A 17697-nucleotide genomic window follows, 5' to 3' on the forward strand; every position below is an offset into this window, starting at 1 on the left:
GCGACGGCATGACAGATCAATGGGATGCCGGGCGACTGGACAGTGACCTCGAGGGTGTCGGCTTCGACACCCTGGCGGTGCGCGCCGGTCAGCACCGTACACCGGAAGCCGAGCACAGCGAAGCGCTGTTCCTGACTTCCAGCTATGTATTTCGCACGGCCGCCGATGCTGCTGCGCGTTTTGCCGGCGAAACGCCGGGCAACGTCTACTCGCGCTACACAAACCCGTCGGTGCGCGCTTTCGAGGAGCGCTTGGCGGCGATGGAAGGTGCCGAGCAGGCGGTGGCGACTTCCACCGGCATGGCTGCACTGCTTGCCGTAGTCATGTCGCTCTGCAGTGCTGGCGATCATGTGCTGGTTTCCCAGAGCGTGTTCGGCTCGACCATCAGCCTGTTCGAGAAGTACTTCAAGCGCTTCGGCTTGCAGGTTGATTACGTGCCGCTGGTCGACCTGGCTGGCTGGGAAAAGGCCATCAAAGGCAATACCAAGCTGCTGATCGTCGAGTCGCCTTCCAACCCCTTGGCTGAACTGGTCGACATCAGCGCCTTGGCCGAAATTGCCCATGCCCACGGCGCCATGCTGGTGGTGGACAACTGCTTCAGCACGCCGGCGTTGCAGCAGCCGCTCAAGCTCGGTGCCGACATCGTGTTCCACTCGGCCACCAAGTTCATCGATGGTCAGGGCCGTTGCATGGGCGGGGCGGTAGCTGGCCGTGCCGAGCAGATGAAAGAAGTGGTGGGCTTCTTGCGCACCGCCGGGCCGACGCTTAGCCCGTTCAACGCATGGATCTTCACCAAGGGCCTTGAAACCCTCAAGCTGCGCATGCGCGCGCACTGCGAGAGCGCCCAGCGCCTGGCAGAGTGGCTGGAGCAACAGGATGGCGTGGAAAAGGTGCATTACGCCGGCCTGCCGAGCCACCCGCAGCACGCGTTGGCCAAACGCCAGATGAGCGGCTTCGGCGCGGTGGTCAGCTTCGAGGTCAAAGGTGGCAAGGAGGGCGCCTGGCGCTTCATCGATGCCACCCGAGTGATTTCGATCACCACCAACCTAGGCGACAGCAAAACCACCATCGCTCACCCGGCCACTACCTCCCACGGCAGGCTGACGCCGCAGGAGCGTGAAGCCGCGGGTATTCGCGACAGCTTGATCCGCGTTGCCGTTGGCCTTGAAGACGTGGCCGATCTGCAGGCTGACCTGGCTCGTGGGCTGGCGGTGCTTTGATGGAAATCACAGGCGGTGTACCTGGCCATAATGGTCGGGTTGCTCTGGTCACGGGTGCTGCGCGCGGCATCGGCTTGGGTATTGCCGCCTGGTTGATCTGCGAAGGTTGGCAAGTGGTGCTCAGTGATCTGGACCGCCAGCGCGGAGCTAAAGTGGCCAAGGCCCTGGGCGACAACGCCTGGTTCATCACCATGGATGTGGCCGATGAGGCCCAGGTCAGTGCCGGCGTTTCGCAGGTGCTTGGCCAGTTCGGGCGGCTGGATGCGTTGGTGTGTAACGCGGCAGTCGCCAATCCGCATACCCACAGCCTGGAAAGCCTCAGCCTTGCGCAGTGGAACCGGGTGCTAGCGGTGAACCTCAATGGCCCTATGCTGCTGGCCAAGCATTGTGCGCCGTACCTGCGCGCGCACAATGGCGCGATCGTCAACCTGACCTCTACCCGTGCCCGCCAGTCGGAGCCCGACACCGAGGCTTACGCGGCAAGCAAGGGTGGCCTGGTAGCCTTGACCCACGCCCTGGCGATCAGCCTTGGCCCTGAGATTCGGGTCAATGCCGTGAGCCCAGGCTGGATCGATGCCCGTGATCCCTCCCAGCGACGTGCCGAGCCTTTGAGCGATACCGACCACGCCCAGCATCCAGCGGGCCGGGTAGGCACCGTGGAAGATGTCGCGGCCATGGTTGCCTGGCTACTGTCACGCCAGTCAGGGTTCGTCACCGGGCAGGAGTTCGTGGTCGACGGTGGTATGACCCGCAAGATGATCTATACCTGAGCAGGCAGCGATCACCCGAAGGGACCGAAAGGTCCCTTTTTCGTTTTCCGCTTTTTTGAAAAAAATTCAATGGGGCTATTGACTTAGCTTCGGTACCTGCGTAAATTTCGCGGCCTCAGCGAAGCAAACGCAACAAGCAACATCGCGAGGGTGATTAGCTCAGCCGGGAGAGCATCTGCCTTACAAGCAGAGGGTCGGCGGTTCGATCCCGTCATCACCCACCACTTCCTGAGAGTGTTTCTAGTGCTTGAAGCTTCAAAGAAGCCGATAAGCCGGAGAGAAACGCACTGCGCAGCGGTAGTTCAGTCGGTTAGAATACCGGCCTGTCACGCCGGGGGTCGCGGGTTCGAGTCCCGTCCGCTGCGCCATTTTTCAGTAACAGATGGGTGCCAAACACCGGTCTGTAGCCAAAGGCAAAAGCCTGAGGCTGATCCCAGTTTCAATCAGGCGCAAGCCTGTACGATACGCAGCGGTAGTTCAGTCGGTTAGAATACCGGCCTGTCACGCCGGGGGTCGCGGGTTCGAGTCCCGTCCGCTGCGCCATCTTCGTTTCAAGGGCCCTAGAACACCTTGAAGCAAACGCAAATGAAGCGATCGAATATCGCTTTTTTTGTGCCTGCCCTAAGGCCATCGTGCTTCCGGGGTAGACCCAGGTTTCAATCGGGCGTAAGCCTGAGTGATACGCAGCGGTAGTTCAGTCGGTTAGAATACCGGCCTGTCACGCCGGGGGTCGCGGGTTCGAGTCCCGTCCGCTGCGCCATATTCGCTACAAGGCCCCTTGAACGCCTTGCAGCAACGAGAAAGCGACCTTAGGGTCGCTTTTTTCGTTTCTGTACTTGCTTGCGGTAACGATATTTACACGAACCTAACAGACTCTTCACCGATCAACGGTTCCTGTGGCTGCCTGCTGTGATGCACAATAGGCCTCTTTTAGACTCACCCGGACTTTGCAATGACTCGATCATCCGTCTTCAATGCGCTCGGGCTGGCCCTGGTGCTGGCGGGCGTGGCTGGCTGCTCTGCGAAGAAACCTGCCATCTACGAGCATGAGCATTTCGATGACTCGGGGACCTACTCGCGCAGCTTTGCGGTAAGTGACGCAGGGTCTTGCGAAGCGGCTCGTCGCGCTTTGCTCAGCCAGGGTTACATCATCACCAGTAGTGGCGCCAATCAGGTGATGGGCAACAAGAGCTTTCAACAGAACAGCGAAAACCATCTGCAGATCAGCTTCAATGTCACGTGCGCGCCAGACGTGAATGACGAAAAGCGTTCGACCATGTTCGCCAACGCCCTGCAGGACCGCTACAGCCTGAAAAAGTCCAACAGCTCGGCAAGCCTGGGTGTAGGGGTGCTTGGCTCGGTTTCCATGCCTATTGGCTCCAGTGACGACTCGATGGTGAAAGTCGCCAGTGAGACGGTCACGGCCGCCCAGTTCTATGATCGCTATTTCGCCCTGGTCGAAAGTTACCTGCCCAAACCCAAGAAGGCCGTCAAAGCCAAAGTCGAAACACCTGTGACCAAGCCCGAAAAGCTGGCACCCGATTTGGGTCTGCCTGAGCAGGCTGCAGCGGCCGCTGCTGCCAGCCCGGTGAGTGACGCTGCACCTGCGGTTGTGCCAGCCAGTGAAGCGGCGGCCTCCGCCCCTGTAACCACGCCTGCGCCCGCCAGTGAAGCCGCTGCCACACCGGTGGTCGATGACAGCCAAGGTTCGCAGCCGATTGCGCCGCCGGCGCAGCCCGCACCGATTCAGGTGGAGCAGGGCGCATCACCCGAAGCGGCAACCTCGCCATCGCTTTAACGCGTTGTTACAGGACTGTCGCTAACGCTTGGAACGCCTGCTACGTTTAGTACTCATAAGCTTGTCATCATTTCGTCACCGTGCCCGCTTAGGTTGATGACATGACTAACGAAGACAGATGAGAAGAGGACGCAGGACCATGGACGACTATCAGGAAGAGCTGCTCGAGTTTCACGCTTACGAACTGGATCCGCCTGAACCGGCTGACGACGCTACAGAGCTCTAGCCTGCTCGCCGCTGGCTGCGGCGAAACTCTCCCGGCGTAAGGCTTGTCCAGCGCTTGAATGCGCGCTGGAAAGCCTCTGCCGATGCAAACCCCAACAGATAGGCGATCTCCCCGAACGCCAGCTCCGTATCGCGTATGTAGGCCTCGGCGAGGTCGCGCCGCGTGTCATTGAGCAGGTCGCGAAAGCGCGTGCCTTCTTCAGCCAACTTTCGCCTGAGTGTCCAGGTGGGCAGCTGCAGTTGTAACGCTACTTCTTCCAGGTCAGGTTCTCGGCCTCCATTGAGTAAAGGGCCGAGCAAGTGGGTGATACGCTCGCCCAGGCTGCGAACGCGTGTGCGCTGGAGCATTTGTGCTTCACACAACTGCATCAAGTGCGCGAAGGTGCTGGGGCAGTGCTGAGGGTTCGCCTGCTCGAGCGTGCTGCGGGCAAGGCGCAAGCGGTTCCCGCTGGCGGCAAACTGCACAGGCGTGCTGCACAGGCTTTGGTAAGCGGCGGCATAGCCGGGGGCGTTGAATTCGAGCTCCAGTCGCTCGGCTTGCAAAGGTGCGTTTGTCAGTGCCCCCAGTTGAGCCAACCAGCCGGCTAATAGCGAATCGACCACAAAGCGGTTGTAGTCGTTATAGGGGCTGATCGAATAGAAGTGCAGCCAGGCGCCCTGGGCGTCTTCCTGGTAACTGGAGTGGCCACGGTAGTTGGCAGCGTAAAGAGGTTCGAACCGCAGCAGCGTACGTGCAGCGTCGCCTACCGTCGGGGCCTGTGCCGCAGTCACGCCGGCCAGCCCGGCCTGTGCAATGCGACTCAAACGCCCCATTCGCAGCCCGAGTGCCGGTTCGCCACTCAGTGCGATGGCGGCATGCCCAAGGTGCATATAGCGTGGGATCGACAGACGTGCCCCAGGCTCGGCCAGCCGCGCGGCATCCAGCCCGTATTGCTCAAGCAGGGGAGCCGGGTCATGGCCCAGCTCGAGCAGGGCTTCTGCCAGTGGTTGCACAAAGCCCACCGACAGATCGCCCAGACGTACCCGTGGGCGGCTCATGAGTTTATAGCCACAGGTTCAGCAGGCGCGCGCCGTGACTGGTGGAACCCGTCAACAGCTCGCCTGCCTGGTGGGCGAAGCCCTGGCCGTCGCTGCCCACCTCCCAGAATTGCCCGCGCATGAACACGCTCATACTGCTCACGCCGTCGCCGCCAACTTGGGTCAGGCGCTGCCAGGCGCTCTGTTCACTGACCTCGCCACGTTTGAAAGCCAGTGCGGCAGCGGCATCCTGATGACGATTGCCGCGCCAAGGTGCCTGCCAGCTACCTTTGCCGCTGAGAAACACCGGGTTGGCGATCAATTGCACCTGCTGTTGCTGCAGCTGACGCAGGTTTTCAGGATACCAGCTGTCACTGCCCACAAGCACCCCGAGGCGTCCGGCAGGGGTCTGCAAAACCTGTAATGGAAACGGGTGACCAGAGTGGATATACCGCCGTGTTTCGCTATCCGGGTATTGCTGGTGCTGGGGCTGACCCATGAGCGAGCCGTCGGCGGCGAATACCATGCTGCTGTTGAACAGCGGCCCCCGGCCGATGTGCAAAACCCCCTGCTCGACATAGGGTGCTGGCAGCACGATAGAGCCTGCCACCAAGGTAACGCCGAACTCTTTGGCAAGGCCGCCGAACAGCTGTTGGTAGTCGCTAGCCATCTGCTGCGCCTTCATACGCAAATGGGCGTCGGCACGCCGGTCATCGCCCCTGGCAGCGAGCATCGCCAGGCCATAGCGAAGCGGGTTGCTAAGCTCAAGCCATTGCTCGGCGTCGCGGTTGCGGGTGGCCTGATACAGCTCGTTCTTTTCGCCGCGCGCCCAAAGCCAAGTGCCGATGTGCTCTGGCAGCACCACCACCGTGCGCGGGCCTACCAGGCCTTGGTCGCGGGCCTGTTCCAGGTAGGCGGCAAGCTTGCGGTGCAGGCGTTGCAAATTCTGGTAGTCGCTGGGGAACAGTAATGGCTCGATACCGAGCAGGTTGCCCCGCTCGCCGGGCACCCCATGGTTGAGCGCCACCGCGATGCGCAGATCGGAAAGGTAGTGACCTTCAGGCCGCTGTTGAGTCCACAAGCCGTAGCCGCCGATGGCGGCAATCATCACCAGCGCCAGGGCGCCTGCCAGGAGTTTACGCATCGAGCGGTACAGCACCTTGAAAATGGCGGTGACCTAGGGTAGTCCTGCTGTGCGATTGGATCAATAAGTTGTCAGTTTCGATCATTGAGCCGTTTCAAACGGCTGTTTAATGTCGCAGCTAGACAACGACGGGCCCCGCCGAGGTGCCCGCACTCCGTGATCACGCCACCTTGGGAACCGAACCATGGCTGCCGACCGCTACCCACATCTGCTGGCCCCTTTGGATCTGGGCTTCACCACTTTGCGCAACCGTACCCTGATGGGCTCGATGCACACCGGCCTCGAGGAGCGCCCGGGTGGCTTCGAGCGCATGGCTGCTTATTTCGCCGAGCGCGCTCGCGGCGGTGTAGGCCTGATGGTCACTGGTGGCATTGCGCCGAACGATGAAGGCGGGGTGTACGCCGGTGCTGCCAAGCTCAGCACCGATGAAGAGGCTGAAAAACACCGCATCGTCACCGAAGCGGTGCATGCTGCAGGCGGCAAGATCTGCCTGCAGATCCTGCATGCCGGGCGCTATGCCTACAGTCCACGGCAGGTGGCGCCAAGCGCCATTCAGGCACCGATCAACCCGTTCAAGCCCAAGGAGCTTGACGAGGCAGGTATCGAGAAGCAGATCGCCGACTTCGTCAATTGCGCCGTGCTGGCCCAGCGGGCCGGGTACGATGGCGTTGAAATCATGGGTTCGGAAGGTTACTTCATCAACCAGTTTCTCGCTGCCCACACCAACCAGCGCAGCGACCGTTGGGGCGGCAGCTACGAAAACCGTATGCGCCTGGCGGTAGAGATCGTCACCCGGGTGCGCGAGGCAGTCGGGCCGAACTTCATCATCATCTTCCGCCTGTCGATGCTCGACCTGATCGAGGGTGGCAGCACCTGGGATGAAATCGAACTGCTGGCCAAGGCGATCGAGCAGGCTGGCGCGACCTTGATCAATACTGGCATCGGCTGGCACGAGGCGCGCATCCCGACCATCGCCACCAAAGTACCGCGCGCGGCATTCACCAAGGTCACCGCCAAGCTGCGCGGGGCTGTCAGCATTCCACTGATCACCACCAACCGCATCAACACCCCGGAGGTTGCCGAAGCAGTGCTTGCCGAGGGTGACGCCGACATGGTGTCGATGGCCCGGCCGTTCCTTGCCGACCCCGAGTTCGTCAACAAAGCGGCCGAGGGCCGTGCTGACCAGATCAACACCTGCATCGGCTGCAATCAGGCGTGCCTGGACCACACCTTCGGCGGCAAGCTCACCAGCTGCCTGGTCAACCCGCGGGCCTGCCATGAAACCGAGCTCAATTACCTGCCGGTGCGCACCGTGAAGCGCATCGCCGTGGTGGGCGCTGGCCCGGCCGGCCTGGCAGCCGCCACCGTGGCCGCCGAACGCGGCCATGACGTGACCTTGTTCGATGCCGCCAGCGAGATCGGCGGGCAGTTCAATGTGGCCAAGCGGGTGCCGGGCAAGGAAGAGTTCTACGAAACCTTGCGCTATTTCCGTAACAAGTTGAAAAGCACCGGTGTAGACCTGCGTTTGAATACTCGAGTGGATGTACAGACGCTAATAAACGCAAAGTTCGACGAGATCATCCTGGCTACCGGTATCGCGCCGCGTACACCGGCCATTCCCGGCGTTGAGCATGCAAAAGTCCTGAGCTACCTGGATGTACTGCTCGAGCGCAAACCGGTGGGCAAGTCGGTCGCTGTGATCGGTGCCGGTGGTATCGGTTTCGACGTTTCCGAGTACCTGGTGCAACAGGGCGTGGCCAGCAGCCTGGACCGCGAAGCGTTCTGGAAAGAGTGGGGGATCGACACCCATCTGCAGGCACGTGGTGGCGTGGCCGGGATCAAGCCAGAACCCCATGCGCCTGCGCGCCAGGTGTACCTGCTGCAGCGCAAGAAATCCAAAGTTGGCGATGGCCTGGGCAAGACCACTGGCTGGATTCACCGTACCGGGTTGAAAAACAAACACGTGCAGATGCTCAACAGCGTGGAGTACCTGAAGATCGATGACGACGGCCTGCACATTCGTATCGGCGAAGGTCAGCCGCAGGTTCTACCGGTGGACAATGTGGTGATCTGTGCCGGGCAGGAACCGTTGCGAGAGCTGCAGGACGGGCTGCTGGCCGCGGGGCAGTCGGTGCATCTGATCGGTGGCGCCGATGTGGCGGCTGAGTTGGACGCCAAGCGGGCTATCAACCAAGGTTCGCGTCTGGCTGCCGAACTTTGAATTCGCTGGGGTGCACAGCGCCCCCGTGGCTTTCCCTGTAGACTGGGTAGCATGTTTGAGCATCTACCCAAAGCCCCTCTTCAGCCACTGCACCTGCCGTGGCTGGCAAGCGCCGGCGTTCAGGCTGCAGTCCTGCGCCTGGATCTGATTGACCCGCTGATCAGCGGCAACAAGTGGTTCAAGCTTCGCTACCATCTGCTGCAAGCTGATCAAACCGGTGCCCCCGGCCTGATCAGTCTGGGCGGTAATCACTCCAACCACCTGCATGCCTTGGCTGCCGCCGGCAAACGCTTTGGTTTCGCCACCGTTGGTCTGTTGCGTGGCCACCCCCAGGAGACGCCTACGGTACGTGACCTCCAGGCATTGGGCATGACGCTGCATTGGCTGGGCTACGGTGGCTATCGGGCCCGCCATCAGGAAGGGTTCTGGCAGCCCTGGCAGGCCCGTTATCCTGGCTGGCACTGTATCCCGGAAGGGGGCAGTGGCGTCGAGGGTGCCCGAGGGTGTTCGCTGATCGTCGAGCAAGCCCGTGCTCAGGTGTCGGCCCTGGGGTGGTCAGGTTATGACGCCTGGTGGCTGGCGGCAGGCACGGGGACCACCCTGGCAGGGCTGGTACTGGCCGAGGCAGGCGCGCGCACCGTCCATGGCGCACTAGCGGTGCCCATGGACCACGGCGTTCCGGACTGTGTCGCCGAATTGGCTGGCAACCAGGGCTACCGGTTGCACGATGCCTGCCGTGGGGGGTTTGCCAGGTTCGATGAGCAGCTGTTGGCTTTCATCGCCCAGAGCGAGCAGCACAGTGGTGTGCCGCTGGAGGCGCTTTATACCGGCAAGGCCTTGCTGGCCCTGCACGATCAGGTCGAGGCCGGGCTGTTTGCGGCCGGGACTCGCCTGATCTTCCTGCACACCGGTGGCCTGCAGGGGCGGCGCGGTTACTTGTAGGGCAGCATGCGCTGCAGTGTGTTGTCGCGTTGTACGTAGTGGTGGTACAGCCCAGCCAACGCGTGCAGGCCGATCAGCCAGTAACCCCAACTCGCCACTCGTTCATGCCAGCCTTTGATGAACTTGGCCTGGTCCGGGTCCGGTCCAATCAGGTGAGGCAGTTCCAGCCCATAGAACGGCACAGGCTTGTCGGCAGCGCTGAGAATCAGCCAGCCGGCAAGCGGCAACCCGATCATCAGCAGGTACAGCGCCAAGTGCATCAGGTGCGCAAGGCCTGTCTGCCAGGCTGGCGGCTTGGGCACGATAGGGGGAGTCGGGTTGATCAAGCGTACGGCCAGGCGCAGCCAGACCAACACGAATACACTCAACCCGAGCATGAAGTGCAGGTCTTTCATCAAGTTTCGTTCGGCGCTGTCCTTGGGAAATATGCCGCGAAATTCCATACAGGCGTAAACAGCGGCCAGCAGCACCAACATCAGCCAATGCAGGGCGATGGACAGGCGTGCGTAACGGGGTGAAGGGGTGGATGAAACCATGATCGGTCCTCGTCATCAGGTTTAAGTGGCGCTCTTGATGGCGCTCTGGGTAGCACTCTAGATGCTTTTTGCAGCAGATATTTGCGCTAGGCCGGTGAAAATTGTGTTGTCTGGTGAATGCGGCCAATCATCGGGCACCAGAAATAGCCGCTCGGCTTCCTGCCAGGCGCCATCACCGTCCGGCTCCAGCCTGGCCAGCAACTGCGCGGGCGCCTGTGGCGCCAGCGCGGCCAACCAGGCTTGGAACTGCGTCGAGGACCATTGCGCATCAGCCTGCGCCCGTGCTGGCGCAAGCCAGGCGTGGCGTTGCAGCGGTTGCCAGACCTCGCCCGGCGTCGCTGCCCAATCCCGCCGGCGCATCCAGCGCCCGCGTAAATGAGCGGGGTGGGCACCAGCCGGTGGCTCGGCATGACCGGGGCTTGGGTAAAACAGGTAGCCGCCCAGCCACAGATGCGCCTGCACTTGGGTGACCCCGATGGCTGCCAACGCTTGGCGGCTGTGGGCATCGCGTGACATGGGCAACTGATGTGCGGCCAAGTGCGCCAGCTTGCTCCCCAGGCGATCATGACAGCCTGGCCCCAGCCAATTCGTAGCATCACCTGCGTCGCCCACGGTCGGCCCGAGATAGAGCTTGATCGCCAACTCCAGATGATGAGTGCCTTGGCCATCACGCAGCAGGATGTCCAGCTCGCCCAGGGTACGGCCCCCAGCCCGAATGGCAAGGTTGGATGCCAGCAGCTGCACGCCGGGCGCGTGGGTCAGGGCAAATTGCCAAAGCCCTTCGTAATACAGCCCGAGGCGCTTGCTGGTGATGGTTGCCAACCAACTGCGCAATGGCAGGTCATCGGCATCCAAGGCGCGTAACCAGTCGCACAGGCGTTGTGGGTCGCCCGCCCAAGCACTGCCCGCCAGCGGGTGGCGCTGGGGGCAGGGCGGTGCGCTCAGCAGTGGCGGCGACAGCAGCGTCCAGGCCAAGTCACGCACGGCAGGGCGGTGCAGGCAGCGGGGCAGTTCGTTGAGTTCGGCAAATGGCATCATGCTGCGAGCATAGCCGGTTTGCCGCTGCCCGGTCGTTTCGCCCATAATCGCCACATAGTCACCCCGCCGCAGAGCCTCCCAGGAGCCCCATGGAGCAATTTCGCAATATCGGTATCATTGGCCGCCTTGGCAGCTCGCAGGTGCTCGACACCATTCGCCGACTGAAAAAATTCCTTATCGAGCGCCACCTGCATGTGATTCTCGAGGACACCATCGCCGAAGTGTTGCCCGGCCATGGCCTGCAAACCTCGACGCGCAAGCTACTCGGTGAGGTCTGTGACCTGGTGATCGTGGTCGGTGGCGACGGCAGCCTGCTTGGCGCTGCCCGCGCGCTGGCCCGGCACAATGTACCGGTACTGGGTATCAACCGCGGCAATCTGGGCTTTCTGACCGACATCCGCCCCGATGAGCTTGAGCAGAAAGTCGCCGAAGTGCTCGACGGCCACTACCTGGTAGAAAACCGCTTCCTGCTTCAGGCCGAGGTACGTCGCCATCATGAGGCTATCGGCCAGGGCGATGCGCTCAACGACGTGGTACTGCACCCTGGCAAGTCGACGCGGATGATCGAATTCGAAATCTACATCGATGGTCAGTTCGTCTGCAGCCAGAAGGCCGACGGCCTGATTGTCGCTACTCCCACCGGCTCGACCGCCTACGCCCTGTCGGCCGGTGGCCCGATCATGCACCCCAAGCTCGACGCCATCGTGATCGTGCCCATGTACCCGCACACCCTGTCGGGCCGGCCGATCGTGGTCGACGGCAACAGCGAGCTGAAGATCGTCGTAGCCAAGGACCTGCAGATCTACCCGCAAGTGTCCTGCGACGGCCAGAACCACTTCACCTGCGCTCCCGGCGACACCATCACGGTCAGCAAGAAACCTCAGAAACTGCGCCTGATTCACCCGCTGGACCACAATTACTATGAGGTGTGCCGTACCAAGCTCGGCTGGGGCAGCCGCCTGGGGGGCAGGGACGACTGATGCTCGATCCGGCGCGCAGTTTCGACATCATCGGTGACGTGCATGGTTGTGCACAGACCCTCGAACGCTTGCTCGATGCCCTTGGCTACAAGCGCGTCGGCGGTGTATGGCGCCATCCATGGCGCCAAGCGTTGTTCCTGGGTGACATCGTTGACCGCGGCCCACGTATCCGCGAGGCCCTGCATATCGTTCATGACATGGTCGAGGCTGGGCAGGCCTTCTGCATCATGGGCAACCACGAGTACAACGCCCTGGGCTGGGTAACACCGGCCTTACCTGGTAGCGGCAAGTCGTTCGTGCGCGAGCATACCCCCCGCCACGCGCGGCTGATCGACGAAACCCTGACCCAGTTCGCCCACCACCCTGGCGACTGGCACGACTTTCTTCAGTGGTTCTATCAAATGCCATTGTTCGTCGACGCCGGGCGTTTCCGGCTGGTGCACGCCTGTTGGGATGCGCGGCTGATCGAGCCACTGCGCCAGCAGTACCCCGGCGGGGTTATCGATGAGCACTTCATTCAGTCATCGGCGGTGGCCGGTAGTTTTGCTGCCACGGTGTGCAACCGCTTGCTGCGCGGTACTGACATGCGCCTGCCTGATGGCCTGACGTTGACCGGTGGCGACGGCCTGACCCGAGCCTTCTTCCGCACCAAGTTCTGGGAAGAAGACCCACAAACCTATGGCGACATCGTCTTCCAGCCCGATGCGTTGCCCGAAAATGTTGCCCGCACCCCCCTGAGCCACACCGAAAAGAACGCACTGCTGCGCTATGCCGAGGACGAACCGATGCTATTCGTCGGGCATTACTGGCGCAGCGGTCGCCCTGGGCCGATCCGCGCCAACTTGGCCTGCCTGGACTACAGTGCGGTGCTGTACGGCAAGCTTGTGGCCTATCGGCTGGATGATGAAACCCGCATCGACCCGCACAAGTTCGTCTGGGTCGACGTCGAACGCCCGCAGGCCAACCCATGAATATCATCGAAGTGATGCGCTTGCCGCTGGCAGTTGACCTCAGCGGCTTCGTTAACCTGCTGCAGCGCCTGCAGGTGCCGCACCGGGTCAGCGAGGAGGGCGAGGACCAGGTGCTCTGGGCCCCCGACAGCATGGCTACGCAGGTGCGCGAGCTGTATCAGCGCTACCCCGATGGCAATGCCGACGTGGTGCAAGACGCCTCGGCGCAGATGACCACCCAGCCTTCGCTTGCCGAGCAGGCCAAGGCCTGCAAGGTGACTGCCACTGTGCTGGTGATGTGCCTTGTGGTCGCCGGCCTCACGGGCCTGGGCGACAACCTCAATGCCATCAGCTGGTTCACCTTCCTCGACTTTCGCGTGCAGGGTGACTACCTGCATTTCACGCCGCTGGCCCAAAGCTTGGCCGACGGCCAGTGGTGGCGCCTGGTGTCGCCCATGTTGCTGCATTTCGGTGTGCTGCACCTGGCGATGAACGGCCTGTGGTACTGGGAGCTGGGTAAACGCATCGAATTGCACCAGGGCCCCTGGAAGCTGTTGGGCCTCACCTTGCTGTTCAGCCTGGTGTCGAACCTTGCCCAGCACTACACCAGCGGCCCGAGCTTGTTCGGTGGCCTGTCCGGGGTACTGTATGGCTTGCTCGGCCATGTCTGGTTGTACCAGTGGCTGGCGCCCAACCCGTACTTCAGGCTGCCCAAAGGCGTATTGGTGATGATGCTGATCTGGCTGGTGATCTGCCTGAGCGGTGTGGTCGGCCAGCTGGGTTTTGGCCAGATCGCCAACGCCGCCCATGTGGGCGGGTTGCTCATCGGATGCCTGACCGGCCTCTTGGGTGGGGCGCTGGCCCGGCGTAAACTGTCGGCTTGAATCAGGAGACTGTATGTCCACTTTCGCGCAAATGATTGAAAACATCACCCCGGAGATCTACCAGAGCCTGAAGCTGGCGGTGGAAATCGGCAAATGGTCGGACGGCCGCAAGCTCACCGCCGAGCAGAAAGAGCTGTCGCTGCAGGCGGTGATCGCCTGGGAAATGAAAAACCTGCCCGAAGAGCAGCGCACTGGCTACATGGGCCCGCAGGAGTGCGCCTCGAAGTCCGCACCCATCGCCAACATTCTGTTCAAGTCGGACTCGGTACATTGATCGAAATCGCTCGTGGCTCTTTGAGCAAGATGTCCGTCAGCCTGCAGGCGCCTGTGGTGCAGTACAGCTTTCGGCTCGATGACACCCTGGTGCCGGTCAATCCCTTGATAGGCCAGCGTCTGCGTCTGCAATACCTTGGCGCCATCCACTGCAGCCATTGCGGTAAACGCACCAAGACCAGCTTCAGCCAGGGTTATTGCTACCCCTGCATGACCAAGCTGGCCCAGTGCGATGTATGCATCATGGCGCCGGAGAAGTGCCACTACGATTCGGGCACCTGCCGTGAGCCGTCATGGGGCGAGCAGTTCTGCATGACCGACCATGTGGTTTACCTGGCCAACTCGTCGGGTATCAAGGTCGGCATTACCCGCGCCACTCAGTTGCCCACCCGATGGCTCGATCAAGGCGCCAGCCAGGCGCTGCCGATCATGCGCGTCGCTACCCGCCAGCAATCGGGCCTGGTCGAAGACATTCTGCGCAGCCAGGTGCCAGACCGCACCAACTGGCGCACGCTGCTCAAGGGCGACGCCGAAGTGCTCGACCTGCCCGCGATTCGCGAGCAGATTTTCCACGCCTGCGCCGATGGCTTGCGCGAGCTGCAAGGGCGCTTTGGCTTGCAGGCGATCCAGCCGCTGGCCGATGCCGAAGTGGTGCACATGCGCTACCCGGTTCAGGCCTACCCGACAAAGGTCGTCAGCTTCAACCTCGACAAAGACCCGGTCGCCGAAGGCACGTTGCTCGGCATCAAGGGTCAGTACCTGATCTTCGATACCGGCGTGATCAATATTCGCAAGTACACGGCCTACCAGTTGGCCGTGCTCCAGTAAAAAGGACCTGCACATGCGTACCGAACAACCGCAAGTGATCTACCTCAAGGATTACCAGGCGCCCGAGTACCTGATCGACGAGACGCACCTGACCTTCGAGCTGTTCGAGGACCACACCCTGGTCCACGCGCAATTGGTCATGCGCCGCAATCCGGCGCTTGGGGCTGGCCTGCCGCCATTGGTACTGGACGGCCAGCAACTGGAGCTGTTGCGCGCCTCGCTGGACGATCATGAACTCGACGCGGGCGAGTTCCAGCTCGACGCCGACAGCCTGACCGTGCAGCCCAAGGCCGAGCGTTTCACCCTCGACACCAGCGTGAAAATTCACCCCGAGAGCAATACCGCGCTGGAAGGCCTGTACAAGTCCGGCAAGATGTTCTGCACCCAATGCGAGGCCGAGGGTTTTCGCAAGATCACGTATTACCTCGATCGTCCGGACGTGATGAGTACCTTCACCACCACCGTGATCGCCGAACAGCATCGCTACCCGGTGCTGCTCAGCAACGGCAACCCGATTGGCAGCGGGCCGGCCGAAGATGGCCGTCACTGGGCCACCTGGGAAGACCCGTTCATGAAACCGGCCTACCTTTTCGCCTTGGTGGCTGGCGATCTTTGGTGCGTCGAAGACAGTTTCACGCGCCAGTCTGGCCGTGATGTCACCCTGCGCATTTATGTCGAGCCCGAAAACATCGACAAGTGTGACCACGCCATGGTCAGCCTGAAGAAGTCCATGCGCTGGGATGAAGAGGTCTACGGTCGCGAGTACGATCTGGATATCTTCATGATCGTGGCGGTCAACGATTTCAACATGGGCGCCATGGAAAACAAGGGCCTGAACATCTTCAACTCCAGCTGCGTGCTGGCCCGTGCCGAAACGGCTACGGACGCTGCCCACCAGCGAGTCGAGGGGGTTGTCGCTCACGAGTACTTCCACAACTGGTCGGGCAACCGTGTGACCTGCCGCGACTGGTTCCAACTGTCGCTCAAAGAAGGCTTCACGGTGTTCCGCGATGCCGAGTTCAGTGCCGACATGAACTCGCGTACCGTCAAACGCATCGAGGATGTGGCTTACCTGCGCACGCACCAGTTCGCCGAAGACGCCGGCCCCATGGCCCACCCCGTGCGCCCGGAAAGCTTCATCGAAATTTCCAACTTCTACACCCTGACGGTGTATGAAAAGGGCGCAGAAGTGGTGCGAATGGTCCGCACTCTGCTGGGCGCCGAGGGGTTCCGCAAAGGCAGCGACCTGTACTTCGAACGCCACGACGGCCAGGCGGTGACAACCGACGACTTCATCAAGGCCATGGAAGACGCCAATGGCGTCGATCTGGCCCAGTTCAAGCGCTGGTACAGCCAGGCCGGTACTCCGCGCCTGGAGGTCAGCGAGGCCTATGACGCTGGCGCCCAGACTTACAGCCTGACCTTCCGTCAGAGCTGCCCGCCGACGCCTGACAAGGCCGAGAAACTTCCGTTCGTGATACCAGTGGAATTGGGCTTGCTCGATACCCAAGGCAACGATCTGGCGCTGCAACTGGTCGGGGAAACAACGGCCGTTGGTCATTCGCGGGTGCTGTCGGTGACCGAAGCCGAGCAGACGTTCACCTTCCAGGGTATCGCGAGCAAACCACTGCCTTCGCTGCTGCGTGGTTTCAGCGCACCGGTCAAGCTGAGCTTCCCCTATGACCGCGACCAGCTGATATTCCTGATGCAGCACGACAGCGACGGCTTCAACCGCTGGGAGGCGGGCCAGCAGCTGTCGGTGCAGGTGCTGCAGGAGTTGATCGGCCAGCATCAGCGCGGCGAAGCACTGGCGCTCGACCAGCGCCTGATCACGGCCTTGGGCACGGTACTGGGCAACGAATCGCTGGACCCGGCCATGGTTGCCGAAATGCTCTCGCTGCCTGGCGAAGCGTATCTGACCGAGATCAGCCAAGTGGCCGACGTCGATGCCATCCACGCCGCCCGCGAATTCGCTCGCCAGCAGATCGCCGAGCAGTTGTTCGATGCGCTGTGGGCGCGCTACCAGGCCAACCGCGACGTGTCGCGCAGCACCGCTTACGTGGCCGCCGCCGAGCACTTTGCCCGCCGCAGCCTGCAGAACATCGCCCTGTCTTATCTGATGCTGACCGGCAAACCTCAGGTGCTCAAGGCGACCCTGGAGCAGTTCGAACAGTGCGACAACATGACCGAACGCCTGACGGCGCTGGCGGTGCTGGTCAACTCGCCGTTCGAAGCTGAGCGCGCTGAGGCCCTGGCAAGCTTCGCCGAGCACTTCAAGGACAACCCATTGGTCATGGACCAGTGGTTCAGCGTGCAGGCAGCCAGCACGCTGCCAGGCGGGTTGGCGCGGGTTAAAGCGTTGATGCAGCACCCGGCATTCACCCTGAAAAACCCGAACAAGGTGCGGGCGCTGATCGGTGCCTTTGCCGGGCAGAACCTGGTCAACTTCCACGCCGCCGATGGTTCCGGATATCGCTTCTTGGCGGACCTGGTGATCGAGCTCAATGCGCTGAACCCGCAGATTGCTTCGCGTCAACTGGCACCGCTGACCCGCTGGCGTAAGTATGACGCTGCCCGGCAGGTGCTGATGAAGGGTGAGTTGGAGCGGATTCTCGCCTCCGGGGAGCTGTCCAGTGATGTCTATGAGGTGGTGAGCAAGAGCCTGGCTTGAGGTTTTGTAACCGCAACTGACCGCTTCGCGGGTAAACCCGCTCCAACAGAGACCGCCCAGGCTTTGAGGCCTGGGCCAGACCTGCTGGGGCGGGTTTATCCGCGAAGCTGTTTAGCGGTTAACAAAACATAACGTCCCGCACGTTGTAATCCTTCAAACTTCCCCGATACGATCCCCACAAGCCTCTAATGCAGGCCTTT

The 17697-nt window shown here is 61.8% G+C and carries 15 protein-coding genes and 4 tRNA genes; 15 read left to right on the forward strand and 4 right to left on the reverse strand.

The window, feature by feature from the left end; genetic code table 11:
* Positions 1-8 precede the first annotated feature (8 nt).
* The 7 genes from ACK59H_RS09725 to ACK59H_RS09755 all read left to right on the forward strand — a co-directional run bounded on the left by ACK59H_RS09725 (position 9) and on the right by ACK59H_RS09755 (position 3788).
* Entirely contained in the window at positions 9-1220 is a 1212-nt protein-coding gene (locus ACK59H_RS09725) for an O-succinylhomoserine sulfhydrylase (RefSeq protein ID WP_409264421.1), read from the forward strand.
* Complete coding sequence (locus ACK59H_RS09730; RefSeq protein WP_196375134.1) at positions 1220-1990, forward strand: SDR family oxidoreductase; 771 nt, start codon at positions 1220-1222, stop codon at positions 1988-1990. The genes ACK59H_RS09725 and ACK59H_RS09730 overlap by 1 nt, the downstream gene beginning before the upstream one ends.
* Positions 1991-2138: 148 nt before the next feature.
* Positions 2139-2214, forward strand: a tRNA-Val gene (locus ACK59H_RS09735).
* A gap of 67 nt (positions 2215-2281) precedes the next feature.
* Positions 2282-2358, forward strand: a tRNA-Asp gene (locus ACK59H_RS09740).
* Between the two features lie 98 nt (positions 2359-2456).
* Positions 2457-2533 (forward strand) — tRNA-Asp (locus ACK59H_RS09745).
* A gap of 140 nt (positions 2534-2673) precedes the next feature.
* Positions 2674-2750: transfer RNA gene (locus ACK59H_RS09750), tRNA-Asp, on the forward strand.
* A 192-nt stretch (positions 2751-2942) separates the two neighbouring features.
* A complete protein-coding gene (locus ACK59H_RS09755; RefSeq protein ID WP_060478263.1) occupies positions 2943-3788 on the forward strand; it encodes a DUF2242 domain-containing protein in 846 nt (281 codons plus the stop codon).
* Positions 3789-4010: 222 nt separating this feature from the next.
* On the opposite strand, the gene ACK59H_RS09760 is transcribed toward ACK59H_RS09755, so the two are convergent.
* Positions 4011-5051, reverse strand: coding sequence for an AraC family transcriptional regulator (locus tag ACK59H_RS09760; protein WP_261745115.1), 1041 nt, complete (start codon positions 5049-5051; stop codon positions 4011-4013).
* 4 nt (positions 5052-5055) lie between these two features.
* Positions 5056-6174 carry a nitrilase-related carbon-nitrogen hydrolase gene (locus tag ACK59H_RS09765; RefSeq protein ID WP_060477757.1) on the reverse strand — a complete coding sequence of 373 codons (1119 nt, stop codon included), beginning with the start codon at positions 6172-6174 and terminating at the stop codon, positions 5056-5058.
* A 184-nt stretch (positions 6175-6358) separates the two neighbouring features.
* Between ACK59H_RS09765 and ACK59H_RS09770 the strand changes: the two genes are divergently transcribed.
* Together ACK59H_RS09770 and ACK59H_RS09775 are read left to right on the forward strand one after the other, a co-directional pair.
* Positions 6359-8395, forward strand: a complete 2037-nt coding sequence (locus ACK59H_RS09770) for an NADPH-dependent 2,4-dienoyl-CoA reductase (RefSeq protein WP_060477756.1) — start codon at positions 6359-6361, stop codon at positions 8393-8395.
* A gap of 51 nt (positions 8396-8446) precedes the next feature.
* Positions 8447-9337 carry a 1-aminocyclopropane-1-carboxylate deaminase/D-cysteine desulfhydrase gene (locus ACK59H_RS09775; protein ID WP_060477755.1) on the forward strand — a complete coding sequence of 297 codons (891 nt, stop codon included), beginning with the start codon at positions 8447-8449 and terminating at the stop codon, positions 9335-9337.
* Here the strand turns inward: ACK59H_RS09775 and ACK59H_RS09780 are convergent.
* Positions 9328-9873 (reverse strand): cytochrome b, encoded by a 546-nt coding sequence (locus ACK59H_RS09780; RefSeq protein WP_060477754.1) that lies wholly within the window; start codon positions 9871-9873, stop codon positions 9328-9330. The two genes, ACK59H_RS09775 and ACK59H_RS09780, sit on opposite strands and share 10 nt — an antisense overlap.
* A gap of 57 nt (positions 9874-9930) precedes the next feature.
* The gene (locus ACK59H_RS09785) at positions 9931-10956 is read right to left on the reverse strand and encodes a DUF1853 family protein (protein ID WP_397468357.1); all 1026 of its coding nucleotides are present in this window, start codon (positions 10954-10956) and stop codon (positions 9931-9933) included.
* 44 nt (positions 10957-11000) lie between these two features.
* Here ACK59H_RS09785 and ACK59H_RS09790 point away from each other — a divergent pair, with 44 nt between their 5' ends.
* From ACK59H_RS09790 to pepN, 6 genes are read left to right on the forward strand one after another with little or no spacing between them, the layout of a single operon-like run.
* Positions 11001-11891: an NAD(+) kinase gene (locus ACK59H_RS09790; protein ID WP_060477752.1), complete on the forward strand. Its 891-nt coding sequence runs from the start codon at positions 11001-11003 to the stop codon at positions 11889-11891.
* Positions 11891-12862, forward strand: coding sequence for a metallophosphoesterase (locus tag ACK59H_RS09795; protein ID WP_060477751.1), 972 nt, complete (start codon positions 11891-11893; stop codon positions 12860-12862). The genes ACK59H_RS09790 and ACK59H_RS09795 overlap by 1 nt, the downstream gene beginning before the upstream one ends.
* The gene (locus ACK59H_RS09800) at positions 12859-13725 is read left to right on the forward strand and encodes a rhomboid family intramembrane serine protease (protein ID WP_060477750.1); all 867 of its coding nucleotides are present in this window, start codon (positions 12859-12861) and stop codon (positions 13723-13725) included. The genes ACK59H_RS09795 and ACK59H_RS09800 overlap by 4 nt, the downstream gene beginning before the upstream one ends.
* A 13-nt stretch (positions 13726-13738) precedes the next feature.
* Complete coding sequence (locus ACK59H_RS09805) at positions 13739-13999, forward strand: YeaC family protein (protein WP_054885767.1); 261 nt, start codon at positions 13739-13741, stop codon at positions 13997-13999.
* Positions 13996-14826 (forward strand): DUF2797 domain-containing protein, encoded by an 831-nt coding sequence (locus tag ACK59H_RS09810; protein WP_207936292.1) that lies wholly within the window; start codon positions 13996-13998, stop codon positions 14824-14826. Before ACK59H_RS09805 ends, ACK59H_RS09810 begins: the two co-directional genes overlap by 4 nt.
* Before the next feature lie 13 nt (positions 14827-14839).
* Complete coding sequence (gene pepN, locus ACK59H_RS09815; RefSeq protein ID WP_409264422.1) at positions 14840-17497, forward strand: aminopeptidase N; 2658 nt, start codon at positions 14840-14842, stop codon at positions 17495-17497.
* Positions 17498-17697: the final 200 nt, after the last annotated feature.

The organism is Pseudomonas sp. KCJK9000, assembly GCF_046230725.1.
GTDB classification, from domain to species: Bacteria; Pseudomonadota; Gammaproteobacteria; order Pseudomonadales; family Pseudomonadaceae; genus Aquipseudomonas; species Aquipseudomonas promysalinigenes.

What these genes read in the sequence shown, in the direction of transcription:
- ACK59H_RS09725 (WP_409264421.1), top strand. Translation starts at nt 9, where the DNA reads ATGACAGATCAATGGGATGCCGGGCGACTGGACAGTGACCTCGAGGGT.
- ACK59H_RS09730 (WP_196375134.1), top strand. Translation starts at nt 1,220, where the DNA reads ATGGAAATCACAGGCGGTGTACCTGGCCATAATGGTCGGGTTGCTCTG.
- ACK59H_RS09755 (WP_060478263.1), top strand. Translation starts at nt 2,943, where the DNA reads ATGACTCGATCATCCGTCTTCAATGCGCTCGGGCTGGCCCTGGTGCTG.
- ACK59H_RS09760 (WP_261745115.1), bottom strand. Translation starts at nt 5,051, where the DNA reads ATGAGCCGCCCACGGGTACGTCTGGGCGATCTGTCGGTGGGCTTTGTG.
- ACK59H_RS09765 (WP_060477757.1), bottom strand. Translation starts at nt 6,174, where the DNA reads ATGCGTAAACTCCTGGCAGGCGCCCTGGCGCTGGTGATGATTGCCGCC.
- ACK59H_RS09770 (WP_060477756.1), top strand. Translation starts at nt 6,359, where the DNA reads ATGGCTGCCGACCGCTACCCACATCTGCTGGCCCCTTTGGATCTGGGC.
- ACK59H_RS09775 (WP_060477755.1), top strand. Translation starts at nt 8,447, where the DNA reads ATGTTTGAGCATCTACCCAAAGCCCCTCTTCAGCCACTGCACCTGCCG.
- ACK59H_RS09780 (WP_060477754.1), bottom strand. Translation starts at nt 9,873, where the DNA reads ATGGTTTCATCCACCCCTTCACCCCGTTACGCACGCCTGTCCATCGCC.
- ACK59H_RS09785 (WP_397468357.1), bottom strand. Translation starts at nt 10,956, where the DNA reads ATGGGCGAAACGACCGGGCAGCGGCAAACCGGCTATGCTCGCAGCATG.
- ACK59H_RS09790 (WP_060477752.1), top strand. Translation starts at nt 11,001, where the DNA reads ATGGAGCAATTTCGCAATATCGGTATCATTGGCCGCCTTGGCAGCTCG.
- ACK59H_RS09795 (WP_060477751.1), top strand. Translation starts at nt 11,891, where the DNA reads ATGCTCGATCCGGCGCGCAGTTTCGACATCATCGGTGACGTGCATGGT.
- ACK59H_RS09800 (WP_060477750.1), top strand. Translation starts at nt 12,859, where the DNA reads ATGAATATCATCGAAGTGATGCGCTTGCCGCTGGCAGTTGACCTCAGC.
- ACK59H_RS09805 (WP_054885767.1), top strand. Translation starts at nt 13,739, where the DNA reads ATGTCCACTTTCGCGCAAATGATTGAAAACATCACCCCGGAGATCTAC.
- pepN (WP_409264422.1), top strand. Translation starts at nt 14,840, where the DNA reads ATGCGTACCGAACAACCGCAAGTGATCTACCTCAAGGATTACCAGGCG.